This window comes from Curtobacterium sp. MCSS17_008, from assembly GCF_003234185.1.
Lineage (GTDB): Bacteria > Actinomycetota > Actinomycetes > Actinomycetales > Microbacteriaceae > Curtobacterium.
The window spans coordinates 66205-83949 of sequence record NZ_QKSM01000002.1; the positions used below are offsets into that span (position 1 = coordinate 66205).

Here is a 17745-nt window from a genome sequence, read left to right on the forward strand (position 1 = left end):
CGTCCGTCCGCCGGTCGCGGGCGTCACCCGGAAGCGGCTCAGTAGAAGTTGTTGGCCTGCGAGTGCGCCCACGCCGCGCACGGGGTCCCGTAGGCCGCGCTGATGTACTGCAACCCCCAGGTCACCTGCGTGGTGGCGTTCGTCCGCCAGTCCGCCGCGACCGTCGCCATCTTCGATCCGGGCAGCGCCTGCGGGATGCCCGTCGCCCCGCCGTTCGGGTTGACGGCCCGGTAGTCCCAGCCGGACTCCTTGGTCCAGAGGCTGTCGAGGCACTGGAACTGGTCGGCGCCCCAGCCGTACTGTGACGACGCCATCGACGAGGCGGTCGCCTTCGCGCCCGCGACGGTGTTCGCCGCGGCCTGCCGCTCGGCCGCCGCCTCCGCCGCGGCCGCGGCCTCCGCGTCCGCGGCGGCCTTCGCCGCAGCCGCCGCTCGTGCGTCGGCGTCGGCCTTGTCCTGTGCGGCGCTGTCGTCAGCGACCTCGGCGGCCGCGTCCACGGTGGAGGCGATGCGCGAGGTGATCGTCGCACCGGACAGGTCGTGGTACTCCGAGAGGGCCGCCACCTGCCGCTCGAGCGCCTCGGTGTCGGTCTTGTCGTTGGCGTCCGCGATGACGGTGCGGGCGGTGGCGATGGTCGCCGCCGCCTGCGCCCGGTCGAGCGAGGCGCCGTGCAGTGCCGGTTCGGGCGACGCGCTCGTCGACGGGACGCCGAGCGCGTCGCCGATCGCCGGTTGGGTGCCGACGGCGGCGATGCCGCCGACCAGTGCCACCGCGGCGGCGCCGCCGGTGACGAGGGCGGCGCGGCTGCGGAGGGCTCTGCGGACGCGTCGGCCCGGGGTGTCGAGTGCCTGACGTCGGGTGGTCGGGGTGTGGGTGGGGAGTTCAGGGGTGTTGCGCGTCATCGGTTCCGGTGGTCGGCCGGCTGCTGCCGCGGTGCCCGCGCACGCCGTGGTCCGGCACGCGGGGTGGGGGAGCGTGCTCGGTCGTCGTGGGGGAACCGCGAGCCGGGGGAGGACCGGACGGTGGTGTGGGGCCCGTCCGTCCGCCGCTGGGGGCCGTGCGGCCGCCTGCTCGGGCGAAGCCGACACGATGACGCGTCAGCCTGGACGGGGCGTCCAGGGCGGCTGGCAGAACCGTCCGTCCACCCTTCGGTAACGGTTCGGTAACGCCCGACTCAGCGGACGTCGTTGGGAGCTTCCTGGACGCGGTCGCCCTGGCCGATCCGCTCGAGGGCGCCGAGGGCCGCGGCGACCGCCTCGACGTCCTCGGTCGGCAGGTCCGCGATGAGTGCGGCGACGATCCCGGTGCGGTCGGAGCGGGCACGTTCGACGGCGGCGATGCCCTCCGGCGTGGCCGACACCATGAATGCGCGGCCGTCGCGGGGATCTGCCTCGCGCGCGATGAACCCGCGCTGTTCGAGCTCCGTCAGGATCCGGGTCATGGTCGGCTTCGTGACCACCTCGATCCGCGACAGGTCGCCGGGGCGCAGGGGGCCCTCGGCCTGGATCGTCGCGAGCGCGGAGACGAGTCCGTAGCCGAGCGCGGCCGAGTCGGTCCGTGCGCGCCGGTTGATGCGACCGACGGCGGCGGCCAGGCGCGCGGCGATCTCGGTGCGGTCCGGCTGGCGGTTGCTCATGCGGTGCTCCGGGGCGTCGGGTCGAGGCGGGTCGGAGCGATGCTACCGGTCGCCGGAGGCGCGTGGCCGACAGGACGAGCGGGCAGGTGACTCGGACGGTAGCGACCGCCCGGAAGGGTCCGGACGGGCGTTCCTGTACAGGCGCTCAGGGTGACTCAGGACCGGACGTGGTGCTTCTCGCCCGGCAGCAGGTGGATCGCCTCGGTCGCGAGCTCGGCGGCGACGTTGTCGCCGGACTCGGTCGCCGCACGCAGCCGTCGGAAGTCGGCCGTCAGGCGGTCCCAGTCGATGAGTTCGTCGAGGTTCGGCAGGCGGAGGCGGAACGCGAGTCCGTCCGTCGTGTCGCGGCAGACGCGCTGCAGGTTCTCGTTGCCGCAGGCGTCGACGTACAGCCCGAAGACGTCGAGCGCGTCGCGGTTCACGGCCGGCACGTCGTGCGCCTCGAGCTCCGCGATCGTCCGGTCGAGCTGCGCCCGGATCTTCTTCCGGGTCGACGCGGTCAGGCGGGGGACCGCCAGGCGGACGACGCCGCCGAACAGCACGCCGAGGGTCTGCATCGCCTCGACGACCTCCTCCGGCTTCGGCGTGGTGACCCGGGTGTAGCGGTTCGGGGCCATCTCGATGAGCCCGGCGCGGGCGAGCTGGCTCAGCGCCTCGCGGATGGGGGTGCGGGACACGCCGAGCCACGCGATGAGCTCGTCGTCGTTGAGTCGCTCGCCCGGCTCGAGCGTGCCGTCCATGATGGCGGCGTGGATCTTGTGCCGGACGGTGTCGCGGAGGAGCTGGTGCTCGGTGGGGGCGCTGCTGGGGACCGGCATGCGGGTGTCCTCGTTCTCGGTGGACGATCGTGTCGGCGCCGGACCGGTCGGTGCGGACGCGTCATCACCGTACCTGGTGTGTGAACGGTCGTCCGTCGTCCCGTCGCCGTCCGGGCACGCTCAGCCGCCGACGTCGAGCAGGCGGACCGTCAGGGGGTCCTCCGTACCGTGGAACCAGCGGTCGAGCACCGCGCGGAAGGGCGCCGCGTCCTCCGCCGCGTGGGCGAAGAGCGTCATCGACGACCGGGCCTTCATCGCGTCGATGCCGCCGAACAGGTCGTCCGCGCTGCGGGCAGGCGCCGTGGCGGCCACCCGCGCGGCCTCGACCAGGCGGGGCCCGAGCAGCGGGTGCGCCAGGTACGCCCTCGCCTCGTCGAGCCCGTCGATCGCGTAGTGCTGCGCGGTCGCGCTCCGGCCGAGTCCGGCGAGCTGCGGGAAGACGAACCACATCCAGTGCGACCGTTTCCGGCCGTCGCGCAGCTCCGCCAGGGCCTGATCGTGCACACCCTCCTGGGCGCGGACGAAGCGTTCGAGGTCGCCGTCGCTCACCGGACCACGTCCCCCCACGCGTACCGCACGGTGGTGCCGTCGACCACGAGCAGCGAGTCCGGCTCACGGTCGAACAGCCCGGGCACGCCCACCGCGTCCGGCAGGTCGCCCTCGAGTCGCTCGAGCCGGGCGGACCGGATCGTCAGCGGCGGGTGCTGGCGCTGCCAGAAGAGCGTCTGCGCCAGGTGGCGCGCGTGGATGCCGGCGCGCGTGGTGAGCTCGACCGCGAGCGGGGAGTCGACGACGTCGCCCGCGGTGACCCGGACGACGGCGTCGTGCCGCGGTCGCGTCGTGCTCGGTCGACGGGTGCGCACGACGTCCCGCATCCAGCGGACGGGGTGGGCCGCCCGTGCGGGATGCCGGACGGACCGGTGGTCCAGCGTGTCCCCGCGGCGCGTCGCCCGGACGTGCGCGAACGTGTACGGCACGCCGAGGAGCGTGTTCGCCGCCACGATGGCGGGGACGTGGCCGGTGTCGACCGTGCGGTAGACGATGCCCCGCCGACCCCGGGCGTCCACGGTCGGCACCTCGATCGTCACCTCGGTCATCGAGCCGAGCCGACGCGACGGCGGGAAGGGCGGGACCGCCGTCTCCCGGAACACGTAGGCGGTGAGGCCGACCCACGCGCTGCCGTCGACGACGTCCGGCCGGGTGCCGCGCGGGACGAGCCGTGCGAGCGACGCCGGATCGTGGCGCCAGTGCGCGAAGACGATGTCCTCCCATGCGTGCACCGCGACGGGGCGGTGCAGCAGCGGGACGGCCGCGCGGCCGCGTGTCGCCTCCGTCACCGCGTCGGCGCGTGACGCCCGACGCGCACGGCCCAGGCGACGAGCGGCGCCTGCAGGGGCAGCCGCAGCACGGACACGAGCCGGGCCGCGCGGGAGGAACGGGGGCTGTCGAGCAGGTCGCCGGCCATCTTCACGTTGGCGGGGAAGACCGCGAGGAACAGCGCGGCCGCCGCCCAGCCGGACGCCCGGCGGGTCGTGGGGACGGCGAGCCCCGCGGCGATGCCGAGCTCGGCGGCGCCGGACGCCAGGGTGGTCAGGCGCGGCGGCAACCCGGACGGCACGATCCGGTCGTAGCCGCGGGGCCGCAGGAAGTGGGTGACGCCGGCGCCGCCGAGGAGCACGGCGAGCATCGTGGCCGTCCGGGTGGCGCGTCGTGCGCGCTCGCGTCGTCGCATGGCCCCATCGTGCCCGCGGCAGCCGCGCACCGGCTCAGGTCAGCGCGGTCGCGACGAGGTCGAGCACGGCCGTCGCGACGTCCGCCTTGCTGCCGGAAACCTCCCGCACGACGTCGCCGCCCGGTACCAGGACCTCGATGGCGTTCTCCTCGCGCTCGAAGCCCGCGTTCCACCCCACGTGGTTCACCACGAGCAGGTCGGCCGGCTTCCGGGCGATCTTCGCGCGGCCGAGTGCGATCCGCGCCGCACGGTCGGGCTCGGTCTCGGCCGCGAACCCGACGATGATCTGACCGGTCCGGCGCGTGGCGACCAGGTCGGCGAGCACGTCGGGGTTCCGGACCAGCTCGAGCGTCATGGTGTCGCCCTGGTCGTCCTTCTTGAGCTTGTCGGGGCGGACCTGGGCCGGCCGGTAGTCGGCGACGGCGGCCGTCATCACGACGACGTCGGCCTCGGCCGCGGCGGCGTGCACGGCATCGGCGAGCTCCTGGGCGGAACCGACCGGCACGACCCTCGCCCCGAGCCCGTCCGTCAGGCCGCCGTCGACGTTCGCCGCCACCAGGGTCACGTCCGCGCCCCGACGGACGGCGTCGGCGGCGATCGCCACTCCCTGGCGGCCGCTCGAGCGGTTGCCGACGAAGCGCACCGGGTCGAACGGCTCGCGCGTGCCGCCGGCGCTGACGACGACACGGACCCCGGCGAGGTCGCCCTGGTCGCCCCGCGCACCGGTCGCGGTCGACGCGCCTGCGGGGACACCGGCGGGGAGGCCCGCCCCACCCCCGTCGGACCGGCCCGGCTCAGCGGACGGCTCGAGCACCGCGAGGGCCGCGGTGACGATGTCCTCGGGCTCGGCCATCCGGCCGATGCCGGCGTCGTCGCCCGTGAGCGCCCCGACCACGGGGCCGACGAAGCGGACGCCGCGACCCTGCAGGGTCCGGACGTTGGCGCGGGTCGCGGGGTGGTCCCACATCTGCGGGTGCATCGCGGGGGCGACGACGACCGGGGCCTCGGTCGCGAGCAGGGTCGTGCCGAGCAGGTCACCGGCCAGTCCGGCGGCCATGCGCGCGAGCGAGTCGGCGGTCGCCGGCGCGACGACGACCAGGTCGGCCCGGCGGCCCAGCGCGACGTGCCGCACCTCGGCGACGTCGTCCCACACGCTCGTCGTCACGGGGTTCCGGCTGAGTGCCTCGAGCGTCGGCAGTCCGACGAAGCGCAGTGCGCCCTCGGTCGGGACGACGTGCACGTCGTGGCCGCGCTTGACGAGGTCGCGGACGACCCCGACGGCCTTGTAGGCGGCGATGCCGCCGGTGATCCCGACGACGACGGACAGACGGCGACCTGCTGCAGCATCCACGTCGGTCACGCTACCCGGCGTGCCGTGCGAGGATCGAGCCCATGTGCACCGTCGTCGTCCGCGTCGACCCCGCCGCCGCGTGGCCGGTCACCGTGCTCGCGCTCCGCGACGAGTCGCCGGACCGCCCCTGGGACGCCCCGGCCGCGTGGTGGCCCGACCGCGACCCGACGATCCGCGGTGTGCGGGACCGGTCGGCCGGGGGCGCGTGGCTCGCGGCGTCGGACCACGCCGGGCTCGCCGTCGTGCTGAACCGGGCCGAACCGGTGCCGAGCGACGACGGCACCTGGACCACCCGCGGGGTGCTCCCGCTCGACGCCGTGACCGGTGCCGTGCCGGGCGCGGACGGCTCCCTGCCGACGACCAGGGCCTTCAACCTGGTCCGGGCCACCGCCGAGGGGGTCGCGGTCGACACCTGGGACGGAACCGCGGTCCGCACGACCACGCTCGGCCCCGGCGTGCACATGGTCACGCACGGTGCCCCGGACGACCCCGCTGCGCCGCGCATCGGCCGGTGGCTCGACGCCTTCCGCAGCGCGCCCGCCCCGAGCGGTCCGCCCGTGCTCGCTCCCTTCGACGAGCTCCGGACCGCCGACCTCGGCGACGACGCGGGCGACGGGTGGAGCGGTTGGTTCGGGGTGCTCGCCGAGTCGTCCGCCCTCCCTGCGGACGATCCGGACGCGATCCTCCGCGACGCCGTCGAGCCGGAGGGGCACGTCGCGACGCTGTCCGTCGTCGCCGCGGCGATCGGCCGGGACCGGACCGTCCTGCAGCACGCGCGACTCGAGCGACCCGGACGCCTCGACGGTTCCGTGGAGCTGCACCGGGCCTGACCGCGGCCGCCTCTGGTCCCGGAGGTGGCGTGGCGGCGGCGCGTCGTGCCTCCCGTCCGGACCGGGGGTGCGGTCAGTCGGGGGCGTGCGTGTCCGTGAGGTCCTCGGCGACCGCCCAGAGCGAGCGGGCGAGGTCCGCGCTGCGCGCCGAGCGCGGCACCGACACCGTGGTGGTCGGCCCCGTGAGGCCGCCGAACCCGGACGGTCCGTAGTAGGCGCCGCCGACCGCCGCTGGACCCACAGCGGCGTACAGGAGCGGCTCGGCCCCCTGCTCGACCGCCTGCGTGAAGGGGAGGGCGCGGTCGCGGGACCGGACCGGGTGGGAGCGCCCGAGCGAGCGGCCCGCGGACTGCAGGTTCGTGCGGGTGTAGCCGGGGTGGGCCGCCGTGCTGACGAGGGGCCAGTCCCGCTCGACGGACAGCCGGTGCAGGTGCAGGGCGAGGAGCAGGTCCGCGAGCTTCGACTGCGCGTACGCGCGCCAGCCGTTGTAGCCGCGCTCCCACTGCAGGTCGGCGAAGCGGATGGTGCCCGGGATCGCGGCGAGGCTCGACATGGTCGCGACCCGCGGGGCGGGACGCGCGCCGGCGCGGGGGGCGGCCCGCAGCAGCGTCGGCAGCAGCAGGTTCGTCAGTGCGAGGTGGCCGAGGAAGTTCGTGCCGAACTGCAGCTCGAACCCGTCCGTCGTCTCGAAACGCCGCGGCGGAGCCATGACGCCGGCGTTGTTCACGAGCACGTCGAGCGGGCGGTCGTCGGCAGCGATGCCCGTGGCGAATCGGCGCACGCTGGCGAGGTCGGCGAGGTCGAGCTCCCGCACCTCGACGTCGGCCGTGGGGTGCGCACGGCGGATCCGGTCCGCCGCGTCGTCCCCCTTCGACGGGGTCCTGACCGCCAGGACGACGCTCGCACCCGCGCCGGCCAGGCGCTTCGCGGTCTCCTCGCCGGTGCCGCTGTTGGCGCCCGTGACGACGATGCGGCGCCCGGCCTGGTCGGGGATGTTCGGCATGCGCGCGACCGTACGCGTGCGGGGCTGGCCGATCGCCGTGCACCGTGCTATATTCATGCAAACGCATCGATCAGGAGGCGCGCATGAGCAACGCATTCGGCACCGACCGTCCCTCGGACGTCCCGCCGCCCGCACCCGAGCGGATCGGCTCGGTGCAGCTCGGTCTCGACACCTTCGGCGACGTCACCGAACGGGCGGACGGTTCCCTGCGCTCGGACGCCCAGAGCATCCGCGACGTCATCGACCAGGCGGTGCTGGCGGACGAGGTCGGCATCGACTTCATCGGCGTCGGCGAGCACCACCGCGAGGACTTCGTGGTGAGCGCGCCCGAGGTCGTCCTCGCCGCGATCGCCGCCCGGACGTCGCGCATCCGCATGGGCAGCGCCGTCACGGTGCTGTCCTCCGACGACCCGGTCCGGGTCTACGAACGCTTCGCGACGGTCGACGCGCTGTCGGACGGTCGCGCCGAGGTGATCCTCGGCCGGGGGTCGTTCACCGAGTCCTTCCCCCTCTTCGGCTACGACCTGTCCGACTACGAGGTCCTGTTCGAGGAGAAGCTGCAGCTCTGGAACGCGCTCCGCGGCGGCGACGCCGTCACGTGGTCCGGCACCAAGCGTGCCTCCCTCACGGACCAGGACGTCTTCCCGAAGCTCGAGCACGGCCCGATCCCGACGTGGATCGGCGTCGGCGGATCGCCCCAGTCCGTCATCCGCGCGGCGTCCTACGGGCTGCCGCTGTTCCTCGCCATCATCGGCGGGCAGCCGGCGCAGTTCGCCCCGTTCTCGCGGCTCTACCGACAGGCGCTCACGCAGCTCGACCTCCCGCAGCAGCCGATCGCGATGCACTCGCCGGGCTTCGTCGCCGAGACCGACGAGGAGGCCGCCGAGCGCTACTGGCCGTACCACAAGGCCGTCACCGACCGACTCGGCCGGGAGCGCGGCTGGCCGCCCCTCGACGCCGCCCAGTACCAGGCCGGCCTGTCCGCAGGCGGGTCGCTCTACGTGGGGTCGCCGGAGACCGTGGCGCGGAAGGTCGCGCGGAACATGCGGATCCTCGGCGTCTCGCGGTTCGACATGCGGTACGCGACCGGTCGCCTGCCGCACGAGGACATGATGCGCTCGATCGAGCTCTACGGCACGCGGGTCGCTCCGCGGGTGCGCGAGCTGCTGGCCGAGCCGGTCCCGGTGCCGTAGCGGACGCCGTCGCTGTCGTCCGGGAGGCCCGTCCCGCTCCGCCACGTCGGCTCACGGCGGCGGCGGGTACGGTCCAGGGCATGTCGCCCCGTGCCAACATCGTCGAGCGTCGGTTCCGTGGTCGGATCATGGGCGTCGGGACGACGTCGGGCGTCCGGTTCGTCGTCGGGATGTGGGAGCGCTCGCCGTTCGGGGCCTTCACGGACGTCTTCGTGGAGCAGCCCGACGGGTCGAGCGTGCTCCTCGCCCCGGACGAGATCGTCGCCGCCTACGTCTCCGGGACGTACCGTTTCGACACCGTCTCGGTCGTCGACGTGCGCGCCCGCCGGACCGCCCGCGGCCTCGAACTCGACGCGGGCCCGCTCCGCGCCACGATCGACGTCGGGACCATCTCCCCGCTCGGTCGGGTCCTGCGCATCGTGCCGAAGCCCGTGGCGCGTGACCCCCGGTGGCTGGCGGCGATCGACCCGATCGCCCGCCTCGTCGCCCCCGGGGCCGGGACGGCCGGCACCGCAGGCGGAGGACGCCGCGAGTACTACGGCGTGACCGGGGCGCACGACGTCACCGCGGTGCGCGGGTCGTGGGCGGGGGAGCCGCTCGGTGCCCTGGCACCGCTCGACCCGCCCGTGGCGTTCGGCTTCGCATCGATGCCACGAGTGCCCCAGGTCGTCGACGTCGAGACGACCATCCGCGAGCCCGCCGCCTGACCCGGGCTCGTCGGCGTGCTCGTGCTCGTGCTGGGCCCGTGCTCGTGCTGGGCCCCTGCTCGTGCTCGTGCTCGTGCCCGTTCCTTCCCATGACGACCGCGATGCCTGGTCGTTTCGGGCGTACCTGGCGTTCCCGGAGGGCCAGGTACGCCCGTTCACGCCAGGTACGCCCGTTCACGCCAGGTACGCCCGTTCACGCCAGGTACGCCCGTTCTGGCCAGGCGCGCGCCGGGCAGGTCCCAGCGACGAGGGGCACACTGGCCGGAACGGAACGCGCCCGGGCAGTGCCCGGCCGGACGTCGAGCACAACGGGGCGCACGACGAACAGGAGCATCATGACCGACACGCAGGCAGACCAGCGCGCAGCCATCTCGGACATCGTCCACGGTGCCCGCACCGCCCTGCTCACCACCGTCAGCGAGGACGGACAGCTGCACGCACGGCCCCTGGCCGTGCAGGACAAGGCGTTCCACGGGACGCTCCGCTTCCTGGTGCAGGACGGCAGCGAGAAGGTGGCGGACATCGCGCGCAACCCGCACGTCAACGTGGCCATCGAGTCGCAGGGCGGGTACCTCTCCATCGCGGGCACCGCGACGGTGACGCGCGACGAGTCCGTCGTCGACGAGCTCTGGTCACCGTTCGCCGAGGCCTGGTTCCCGGACGGCCGACAGGACCCGACGATCCGGCTCCTCACCGTCGAGGGCGACTCCGTCGAGTACTGGACGCAGGACACCGGCCCGGTGGGGAGTCTAGTGCAGACCCTGAAGGCCGCCATCGGCAAGCAGAGCCAGCCCGACACCGGCCACCACGGCACCGTCGAGCTCTAGCGGGACCCCTCGTCCGCGGGGAACGCAACGTCGGCGGTTGCTCGCAGCGCTACCGCACTGCGAGCAACCGCCGACGTTGCGTTCCGCGAGGGCGCGGGCGTCAGGGCGGGCCGAGCAGCCAGAGCACCGCGACGAGCACCGGCTGGCCGAGCAGTGCGCAGCTGACGAAGGTCCAGCGCATCCAGGGCCGGGCGACGAGCTCGGGGGAGCCGAACAGCGGCGCGAGCGGCATGAGCAGCCGGGGCGTCGAGGCCATCGGCAACGACACCGCGAAGATGTAGAGCGCGTAGGCGGCCGAGTACAGCACCGTCGTCGACCCGAGCCGCCGGGTCGAGCGTCGGAGGAGCCACACCGGGTACGCCACGAGCAGGAACACCACGATGAGGATGCCGCCGACGCCGAGCCACCGCGCGGCGATGAGGAACCACGGGGTCATCGGCGTGAACTCGACCCGTCCGATGAAGTTCACCCACCACGACATCTCGGTCTCGAGGTACGCGTCCGGCCGCCCGGTCACGTACGCGGCGATGGCGGGCCACGCGAGTCCGGCGGTGGCCATCACCACACCGGCCGCCACGACACGGACCCGCTCGGCGAGGGGGAAGGCGTCGAGCGACCGCACCCCGGTCCCCGCGGCCTCGCGACGTGCGCGGACCCAGCGGACGAGCGCGACGACCCCGAGCAGGAGCGGCACCGCGAGCGCCCCCGGACGCGTGAACGCCGCGACGACCCCGAGCGCCGTCAGCAGGCCGTAGCGTCGGCGTTCGAGCGCGAGGAGCGCCCCGAAGGTGAGTGCGAGGAAGGTGCTCTCCGCGTACCCGACCTGCAGCAGGAACGACAGCGGGCCGCACGCGAAGAAGAACACGGCCCACATCGCCGCGGCGTGCCCGGCGTGGTCGCTGACGAGCCGGTGCAGCAGGAAGGTCGCGACGAGCCCGGCGACGAGGGCGACGAGCGGTGCACCGACCGCGAACGGGACGCCCGTCGACGCCGTCAACATGCGGATGGCGAAGGGGAACGCCGGCAGGAACGCCCACGCGTTCTGCGACACGTGGCCGGCTTCGTCGAGGGGGAGCGTGGTGGGGTACCCGTGCACGGAGATCTGCTCGTAGTACTGCCCGTCCCACGCCGTCAGGAACGCGCCGAACCCGTGCTCGTTGCCCCAGATCGCGTTGTCCGGCATCGCCCGTGCCATGAGCGGGTAGGCCAGCGCGAGCCAGACCGTCGACACGATGCGGCCACCACCCCAGACGAGCAGCACCGCGGCCCACACGGGGAGGCTCGTCGCGAGGTCGACGATGCGGCGACGACCGTTCGCGAGCGACCCGGGGACGGCGCCGTCGTACCGGCTCACCGGCCCGTTCCGTCCGACGCAGGGCTGATGAGGGGCACCCTCCGAGGGTATCCAGGCGATCCTGGCATCCGCCGCACCGGCCGCCAGGCTCGTCGCCGGGTGCGCGGGCCGACCCGGCCCGCCGGGTGGTCGGCCGTCGTCGCGGCGGCGACCCGTGCCTCCCGGCCGGGCGCGGCCCCTCGCGCTCCCTGAGCGGAACCTCACCGTGCCGGCGGCGACGGCGGTGCGCTGGACGCGTCGCGCGGTCGGTCCGGCGGGCCGCGCGTGCAGAAACCGAGCGGGCATAGCATTCGACGTGACATGACGACGATGACGACGACACGACGGCGGGGGAGCACGGCGGTGGCCGTGCTCGTCGCCGGCACCTTCTTCATGGAGCTCCTGGACGGCACCATCCTGGCGACGGCCGCCCCGGCGATGGGACGGGATCTCGGGGTCGACTCGGCGGCGATCGGCGTCGCGATCACCGCGTACCTCGTGACCCTCGCCGTGTTCATCCCGGTGAGCGGGTGGCTCACCGACCGCGTCGGGTCGCGCACGGTGTTCGCCGGCGCGATCGCCCTGTTCACGCTCGCCTCCGCGCTCTGCGCCGCGTCGACCGGGCTGGTCGAGTTGACGCTCTGGCGCATCCTGCAGGGCCTCGGAGGAGCGCTCATGGTGCCGGTCGGGCGGCTCGTCGTGCTCCGCAGTGCCGGACGCGAGCAACTCGTCACCGCGATCGCCATCCTGACCTGGCCGGCGCTCGCGGCCCCGATCATCGCGCCCTTCGTCGGCGGGGTCCTCGTGGACACGTTGAGCTGGCACTGGATCTTCCTGGTGAACATCCCGCTCGGGGTCGTCGCCTTCGTCGCGGCGCTCGTGCTCGTCCCGCAGGAGCGCGCCCCCGAGCGGGTGCCGTTCGACTGGCTCGGGTCGTTGCTCGCCTGCGTCGGGCTCGGGTCCCTCGTGGTGATGGCGTCGCTGCTCGCGCTCGACACGGTCCCGCTCGTCGCGGTCGTCGCCTCCGGCGTCCTCGGCGCGGTGTGCTGCTGGCTCGCCGTCCGGCACTTCCGTCGGGCACCGCACCCGATCATGGGGCTCGGCTCGTTCCGCCTCGAGACCTTCCGCGTCTCGCACGCCGGCGGCAGCCTGTTCCGGCTCGCCGTGTCGGCCGTGCCCTTCGTGCTGCCGCTGCTGTTCCAGGACGCCTGGGGGTGGAGCGCGGTCCTCGCGGGCTCCGCGGTGCTCTGGGTGTTCGTCGGCAACCTCGGGATCAAGCCCATGACGACGCCGTTCCTCCGCTGGTTCGGCTACCGTCCGGTGATCGTCGTGTCGAGCGCGGTCGCGGCGCTGAGCGTCGTCGCGATGGTGTTCCTGACCGAGGACACCCCCTTCTGGCTGCTCGCCGTGCTCCTCGTGGTGAGCGGTGCCGCACGGTCGGTCGGCTTCACGGCGTACAACACCATCGCCTTCGCGGACGTCGAACAGGCGGACATGACGCCGGCGAACACGCTGTCCTCGACGCTCCAGCAGGTCGCGGCGGGCTTCGGCGTCGCCGTCGCCGCAGTCGTGATCCGTGCGGCGGCGGGGCTCGGCGGGACCGGGCCCTACGACGTGGCGTTCTCGGTGATCGCCGTGCTGCTCGTCGTCGCGTGCGTCGAGGGCGTGCTGATGAGCCGGACGGCGGGGGACACCGTGCGGCCGGCCCGGCGGGTGCGCGCCTGACGGCGGGGGACACGGTCCGGGTGGCGTCGCGCGCCCACCTGACGGCATCCGTTCCCGGCACGGTCACACGCGCGAAACCCGCGGTGCGCTACGGTCACAGCAACTGTCGGCGACAGCCGAGTACGGTTGCCGCGGCAGGGTGACCGAGACACCCAGGACGGAAGGCAGCATGGCCGGGCCACAGCACCAGGGGACGATCGCGGGCGAGACCGCCGTGCAGCCCACCGAGCTGCGTGTCGTCAGCTACAACCTCCGCGAGCACACCGCGAACAGCGAGCTCGCCGCCCTGGCCGAGGCCTCGCAGGCCGACGTCATCTGCGTGCAGGAGTGCGACAGCAACGACCTCGCTCCGAGCGTCGCGGGGCTGTCACTCGCCGCCTCGACGAAGGCGAACCGGCTCGGCCTGGCGATCTACAAGCGCGACGACCGGTTCGAGCTGCAGGACTTCAGCATCCACTCGCTGCAGAAGTCCCTGCACGACCGCGTCCTCGCCCCCGCCCACGAGCGGCTGATCGCCATGCACCTCCGCGACACCGAGGCCGACGCCGAGGTCATCGTGGCCTCGTTCCACGCGTCGCCGCTCACCGCCACGAACTCGCTGCGCCGCAAGCAGATCGAGGCCGCGCACCAGTTCGTCCGCGACCTCTCCGACGAGGCCCCGGCGATCATGGTCGGTGACTTCAACTACCCCTGGTTCCAGACGAACCTGCGGCGGAAGATCGAGCAGCACGGGTTCGCGCTGTCGCTCTCTGACCAGCCGACCTACCTGCGCTACCGGAAGTTCACGGGCCACTTCGACTTCGCGACGAGCGTCGGCCTGCACATCGCCGGCGTGGAGACCCTGCCCGCGGGCATCTCGGACCACCGTCCGATCCTGGTGCGTGCCCACTACGAGCACCCCGGCACCGCGACGGCCGCCGTCGAGGTCCCGGAGACCCCGACGGCCTGACGCGGCCAGCCCCCGCGTCCCGTTCGCACACCACACTGTCGCCCGGCCGTCCTGGTCGCACGACGCGCCGTCGCGCGGCCGTCCTGGTCGCACGACACGCCGTCGCGCGGGTTCGTGAGCGGCGAGTCGTGCGACCGGAGCACCCGCCGGCACCGCGCCCGCGGCGCAACCACACGACGGACGGGAGACGCGGTGCCAGCCGGCACCGCGCCTCCCGTCCGTCGTCGCTGGCGTCGCGTCAGCGCCGCAGGGTCGCCCGCGCCAACCGGTTGCCGATGAACTGCCCGAGCTGCACGATGACCACGATCGCCGCCACCGACACGTAGACGATCCACCAGTCGTACCGCTGCGAGCCGTACACGATCGCGTACTCGCCGAGGCCGCCACCGCCGATGAGGGCGCCCTGGGCGGTCATGTCGACGATGCCCACGAAGATGAACGTGTAGCCGAGGATGAGCGGTCCGACGCCCTCGGGGATGAGCACCGTGAGCAGGATGGACACCGGGTGCGCTCCCGACGCCCGCGCTGCCTCGACCACGCCCGGGTCGACCGCGAGCAGGTTCTGCTCGACGATCCGGGACACCGCGAACGACGCCGCGAGCGAGATGGCGAACGTCACCGCGGGGACACCGATCGTGGTCTGCACGGCGACCCGCGACAGGGGCGCGATGGCCGCGAGGAAGATCACGAACGGGATTGGCCGCACGATGTTCACGACCACGTTGACGATCGTGTACACCGCGCGGTTGCCGAGCAGGTTGCCCGGTCGGGTCGCGTACAGGACGAGGCCGAGTGCGAGCCCGATGACCCCGGCGACGACGAGCGAGACGAGCGTCATCACGAGGGTGTCGCGGATCGCGGCGAAGAACACGTCCGACGTGTCGATCACGCTCTGGAAGCCGTTGCCGTTCACGCTGCTGCCTCCTCGTCGACGGTGATCCGCCCGTCCCGCAGGGCATCGAGCGCCCGGTCGACGGCGGAGGGGTCGTCCGCCGTGAGCTCGTAGGTGAGCGATCCGATGCGCCGCTCGCGGATCTCGCCGACCCCGCCGAACACGAGCTCCGCGGAGACGCCCGCCGTGCGGAACGCGGCGTCGACCCGGTTCTGCAGGCCGACCTCGTCGGTGATCTGCACGGTCACGAGCCGACCGCGGTGGTGTTCGCGCAGCCGCGTGAGCTGCTCGGCGGATGGGCGGTCGTGCAGCGCGGTGCGGACGAAGCGCTGCGCGGCACCCGTCTGCGGCGAGGCGAAGACGTCGTAGACGTCCCCGACCTCGACGACGCGGCCCTGTTCCATCACGGCGACCCGGTCGGCGATCTGCCGCACCGCGTCCATCTCGTGGGTGATGACGATGATCGTCACGCCGAGCTCCCGGTTGACGCGGCGCAGGAGCGCGAGGACCTCGGACGTGGTCTCCGGGTCGAGGGCACTCGTGGCCTCGTCGGCGAGGAGCAGCTCGGGGTTCGAGGCGAGCGCGCGGGCGATGCCGACGCGCTGCTTCTGCCCGCCGGAGAGCTGCTCCGGGTAGGCGTGCGCCCGTTCGAGCAGCCCCACGAAGTCGAGGAGCTCGGCGACGCGGCGGTCCCGCTCGTCCTTCTCGACGCCCGCGACCTTGAGCGGGTACGCGACGTTGCCGGCGATCGTGCGGGAGCGGAACAGGTTGAACTGCTGGAAGATCATGCCGATCTTCCGGCGTGCCAGGCGGCGGTCCCGCTCGGGGATCGCCGTCAGTTCCTGCCCGCCGACGGTCACGCTGCCGGACGACGGCAGCTCGAGCGCGTTGACGAGGCGGACGAGCGTGGACTTGCCGGCGCCGGAGTACCCGATGACGCCGAGGACCTCTCCCTGGTGCACGTCCAGGGAGACGTCCTCGACGGCCACCACGGTCTCGCCGGTGTCGGCGCGGCGGTAGTGCTTGGAGACGCCGCGGAGTTCGACGAGGGCGGGCACTACTGCTTGGCCGCCTTCGCGTCCTGCTCGACCTTCGCGAGCTCGTCCTGCAGCTTCTCGGCGCTCTCGTCGCGGGCGACGGCCTCGGGCAGGTCCTTCGCGAACGCCTCCTGCACGGCCGGGTCCTGGAACAGCTCCGCCAGGTCGAGGTACGTCTCGTTGTCCTTGTCGGCGTCGCGCACCGCGAAGACGTTCACGTAGGGGGCGGCGCTCGCGCTCGACGGGTCGTCCTGGTAGATGATGTCGCTCGTGGGGAGCTTCGCGGCGGTCGCGAAGTTGTTGTTCACCACGGCGGCGGCGACGGAGCCCTGCTGCAGCGCGTTGGCGGTCTGCGAGGCGTCGAGCGGCTGGACGTCGACCTTCGACGACTCGACGTCGGTCGTGGTCGAGAACGCCGACCCGCCGTCCTCGAGCTCGAGGAGCCCGGTGGCCTGCAGGATGAGCAGCGCGCGGGCCTGGTTGATGGAGTCGTTGGGGATCGCGACCTTCGCGTTCTCCGGCAGCTCGCTCGTCTTGTCGTACTCCGTCGCGTAGAGCGGCAGCGGGTAGACGGCGGTCGAACCGATCGGCTGCAGGTCGTCGTTCGACGTGACGTTGTAGTCCGCCAGGTACTGGATGTGCTGGAACTGGTTGATGTCCAGCTGGCCGTCCTTGAGCGCCGGGTTCGGCAGCGAGTAGTCCGAGAAGTTCGTCAGCTCGACCGTCACGCCGAGCTCGTCCTTCGCGAGCTTCGTGTAGGTGCTCCAGTAGCCGAGCGACTTGTCGGCGACACCGATCGTGACGGTCTTGTCGGAGCCGCCGCCGGAGGCTGCGTCGTCGGACCCACCGGAGCGGACGGCGGCCACGACGACGGCGACGACGATCGCGACCACGACCACCGCCGCGGCGATGATCCAGCCGACGGGGCGCTTGCCCTTCGGCTTCTGGGGCAGGACGGGTGCTGCGGACATGGGGTGCTCCTCGTGGGGACGTGCCCGGACGGGCGGGGCGAGCCCGGACGGCTGCGTGCACGGGCGGTGCTGTGGCGGCCGCGGGTCCCCGCGGCACGCGTTCGAGTGTGACCGCCGCCGGCTCGCCGTGGCCAATCCGTTCCGCCGTGTTACATCGGGACGACTTCTCCACAGGTCACGTCCGGGGCCCCGAGGACGCAGCGCCGGTTGGTTGACTCGGACCGTGCGCAGCATCGAACTCGTCCTCGCCCCCGATCCCGACGCCGCCGTGCGTGCTGCGTGGGACGCCCTGATCGCCGCCGACCTGCCGAGCCTCGGGCGCTCGGGCACGAACAGTCCGCACGTCACGCTCGCTGCCGGCGACGACCTGCCGGTGCCGGACGGCTTCGACGTGCCGGTGCCGACCTCCGTCCGGCTCGGCGGGCTCCTGCTGTTCCCCGCCGGCCCGGACCGGTCGGTGTTGGTCCGCGCGGTCGTCGTCGACCCGGAGCTGGCCGCCTTCCACGCCGCGGTGCACCGGGTCGCGCCGGACGCCGTCGAGACCTCGTCGCCGGGCGCGTGGTCGCCGCACGTCACGTTCGCGCGTCGTGTCCGCGACGCCGACCTGCCGCGGGCGGTCGCCGCACTGCGCGCAGCGCCCCTGCCCGAGACCCTGACGATCGGCGGTGTCCGGCACTGGGACGGGGAGACGAGGACGGTCACCCCCGTCGCGTGACGCCAGCGAGGCCACGACCGGTCGGG

General features: G+C 73.5%; 19 protein-coding genes. 7 read left to right on the top strand and 12 right to left on the bottom strand.

Annotated features, from left to right (window positions below):
- Positions 1 to 38: 38 nt before the first annotated feature.
- The 7 genes from DEJ23_RS15870 to DEJ23_RS03100 form a co-directional block, all read right to left on the bottom strand.
- Positions 39 to 902, bottom strand: a complete 864-nt coding sequence (locus tag DEJ23_RS15870) for a hypothetical protein (RefSeq protein WP_258375232.1) — start codon at positions 900 to 902, stop codon at positions 39 to 41.
- Positions 903 to 1174: 272 nt separating this feature from the next.
- Positions 1175 to 1636: a MarR family winged helix-turn-helix transcriptional regulator gene (locus tag DEJ23_RS03075; protein WP_111238806.1), complete on the bottom strand. Its 462-nt coding sequence runs from the start codon at positions 1634 to 1636 to the stop codon at positions 1175 to 1177.
- A 155-nt stretch (positions 1637 to 1791) separates the two neighbouring features.
- The gene (locus tag DEJ23_RS03080; protein WP_111238807.1) at positions 1792 to 2454 is read right to left on the bottom strand and encodes a GntR family transcriptional regulator; all 663 of its coding nucleotides are present in this window, start codon (positions 2452 to 2454) and stop codon (positions 1792 to 1794) included.
- 120 nt (positions 2455 to 2574) lie between these two features.
- Positions 2575 to 3003: a DUF1810 domain-containing protein gene (locus tag DEJ23_RS03085; protein ID WP_111238808.1), complete on the bottom strand. Its 429-nt coding sequence runs from the start codon at positions 3001 to 3003 to the stop codon at positions 2575 to 2577.
- Positions 3000 to 3791, bottom strand: coding sequence for a YqjF family protein (locus tag DEJ23_RS03090; RefSeq protein WP_181429085.1), 792 nt, complete (start codon positions 3789 to 3791; stop codon positions 3000 to 3002). Before DEJ23_RS03090 ends, DEJ23_RS03085 begins: the two co-directional genes overlap by 4 nt.
- Entirely contained in the window at positions 3788 to 4186 is a 399-nt protein-coding gene (locus DEJ23_RS03095) for a hypothetical protein (protein WP_111238810.1), read from the bottom strand. Before DEJ23_RS03095 ends, DEJ23_RS03090 begins: the two co-directional genes overlap by 4 nt.
- 34 nt (positions 4187 to 4220) lie before the next feature.
- Positions 4221 to 5513 carry a phosphopantothenate--cysteine ligase family flavoprotein gene (locus tag DEJ23_RS03100; RefSeq protein WP_111239024.1) on the bottom strand — a complete coding sequence of 431 codons (1293 nt, stop codon included), beginning with the start codon at positions 5511 to 5513 and terminating at the stop codon, positions 4221 to 4223.
- 65 nt (positions 5514 to 5578) lie between these two features.
- On the opposite strand from DEJ23_RS03100, the gene DEJ23_RS03105 reads away from it, so the two are divergent.
- The gene (locus DEJ23_RS03105) at positions 5579 to 6367 is read left to right on the top strand and encodes an NRDE family protein (protein WP_111238811.1); all 789 of its coding nucleotides are present in this window, start codon (positions 5579 to 5581) and stop codon (positions 6365 to 6367) included.
- A gap of 73 nt (positions 6368 to 6440) precedes the next feature.
- On the opposite strand, the gene DEJ23_RS03110 is transcribed toward DEJ23_RS03105, so the two are convergent.
- Positions 6441 to 7370, bottom strand: coding sequence for an SDR family oxidoreductase (locus DEJ23_RS03110; RefSeq protein ID WP_111238812.1), 930 nt, complete (start codon positions 7368 to 7370; stop codon positions 6441 to 6443).
- A gap of 83 nt (positions 7371 to 7453) precedes the next feature.
- Here DEJ23_RS03110 and DEJ23_RS03115 point away from each other — a divergent pair, with 83 nt between their 5' ends.
- From DEJ23_RS03115 to DEJ23_RS03125, 3 genes are all read left to right on the top strand, one after another.
- Positions 7454 to 8563 (top strand): LLM class flavin-dependent oxidoreductase, encoded by a 1110-nt coding sequence (locus DEJ23_RS03115; protein WP_258375233.1) that lies wholly within the window; start codon positions 7454 to 7456, stop codon positions 8561 to 8563.
- Between the two features lie 80 nt (positions 8564 to 8643).
- Positions 8644 to 9270: a hypothetical protein gene (locus DEJ23_RS03120; protein ID WP_220034176.1), complete on the top strand. Its 627-nt coding sequence runs from the start codon at positions 8644 to 8646 to the stop codon at positions 9268 to 9270.
- A 335-nt stretch (positions 9271 to 9605) separates the two neighbouring features.
- Positions 9606 to 10097, top strand: coding sequence for a pyridoxamine 5'-phosphate oxidase family protein (locus DEJ23_RS03125; protein ID WP_111238813.1), 492 nt, complete (start codon positions 9606 to 9608; stop codon positions 10095 to 10097).
- A gap of 100 nt (positions 10098 to 10197) precedes the next feature.
- Here the strand turns inward: DEJ23_RS03125 and DEJ23_RS03130 are convergent, their stop codons facing one another.
- On the bottom strand, positions 10198 to 11451 hold the full coding sequence (locus tag DEJ23_RS03130) for a hypothetical protein (RefSeq protein ID WP_111238814.1): 1254 nt from the start codon (positions 11449 to 11451) through the stop codon (positions 10198 to 10200).
- A 300-nt stretch (positions 11452 to 11751) separates the two neighbouring features.
- On the opposite strand from DEJ23_RS03130, the gene DEJ23_RS03135 reads away from it, so the two are divergent.
- Entirely contained in the window at positions 11752 to 13155 is a 1404-nt protein-coding gene (locus DEJ23_RS03135; RefSeq protein WP_220034177.1) for an MFS transporter, read from the top strand.
- A gap of 169 nt (positions 13156 to 13324) precedes the next feature.
- Positions 13325 to 14104, top strand: a complete 780-nt coding sequence (locus tag DEJ23_RS03140; protein ID WP_111238815.1) for an endonuclease/exonuclease/phosphatase family protein — start codon at positions 13325 to 13327, stop codon at positions 14102 to 14104.
- A gap of 238 nt (positions 14105 to 14342) precedes the next feature.
- Here DEJ23_RS03140 and DEJ23_RS03145 read toward each other — a convergent pair whose 3' ends face one another.
- From DEJ23_RS03145 to DEJ23_RS03155, 3 genes are read right to left on the bottom strand one after another with little or no spacing between them, the layout of a single operon-like run.
- Positions 14343 to 15017 (bottom strand): methionine ABC transporter permease, encoded by a 675-nt coding sequence (locus tag DEJ23_RS03145; protein ID WP_111238816.1) that lies wholly within the window; start codon positions 15015 to 15017, stop codon positions 14343 to 14345.
- On the bottom strand, positions 15014 to 16054 hold the full coding sequence (locus DEJ23_RS03150) for a methionine ABC transporter ATP-binding protein (protein ID WP_111238817.1): 1041 nt from the start codon (positions 16052 to 16054) through the stop codon (positions 15014 to 15016). Before DEJ23_RS03150 ends, DEJ23_RS03145 begins: the two co-directional genes overlap by 4 nt.
- Positions 16054 to 17004, bottom strand: coding sequence for a MetQ/NlpA family ABC transporter substrate-binding protein (locus tag DEJ23_RS03155; protein ID WP_111238818.1), 951 nt, complete (start codon positions 17002 to 17004; stop codon positions 16054 to 16056). Before DEJ23_RS03155 ends, DEJ23_RS03150 begins: the two co-directional genes overlap by 1 nt.
- A gap of 223 nt (positions 17005 to 17227) precedes the next feature.
- Between DEJ23_RS03155 and DEJ23_RS15590 the strand changes: the two genes are divergently transcribed.
- Positions 17228 to 17719 carry a 2'-5' RNA ligase family protein gene (locus DEJ23_RS15590; protein WP_181429086.1) on the top strand — a complete coding sequence of 164 codons (492 nt, stop codon included), beginning with the start codon at positions 17228 to 17230 and terminating at the stop codon, positions 17717 to 17719.
- The last annotated feature ends 26 nt before the right edge of the window (positions 17720 to 17745 follow it).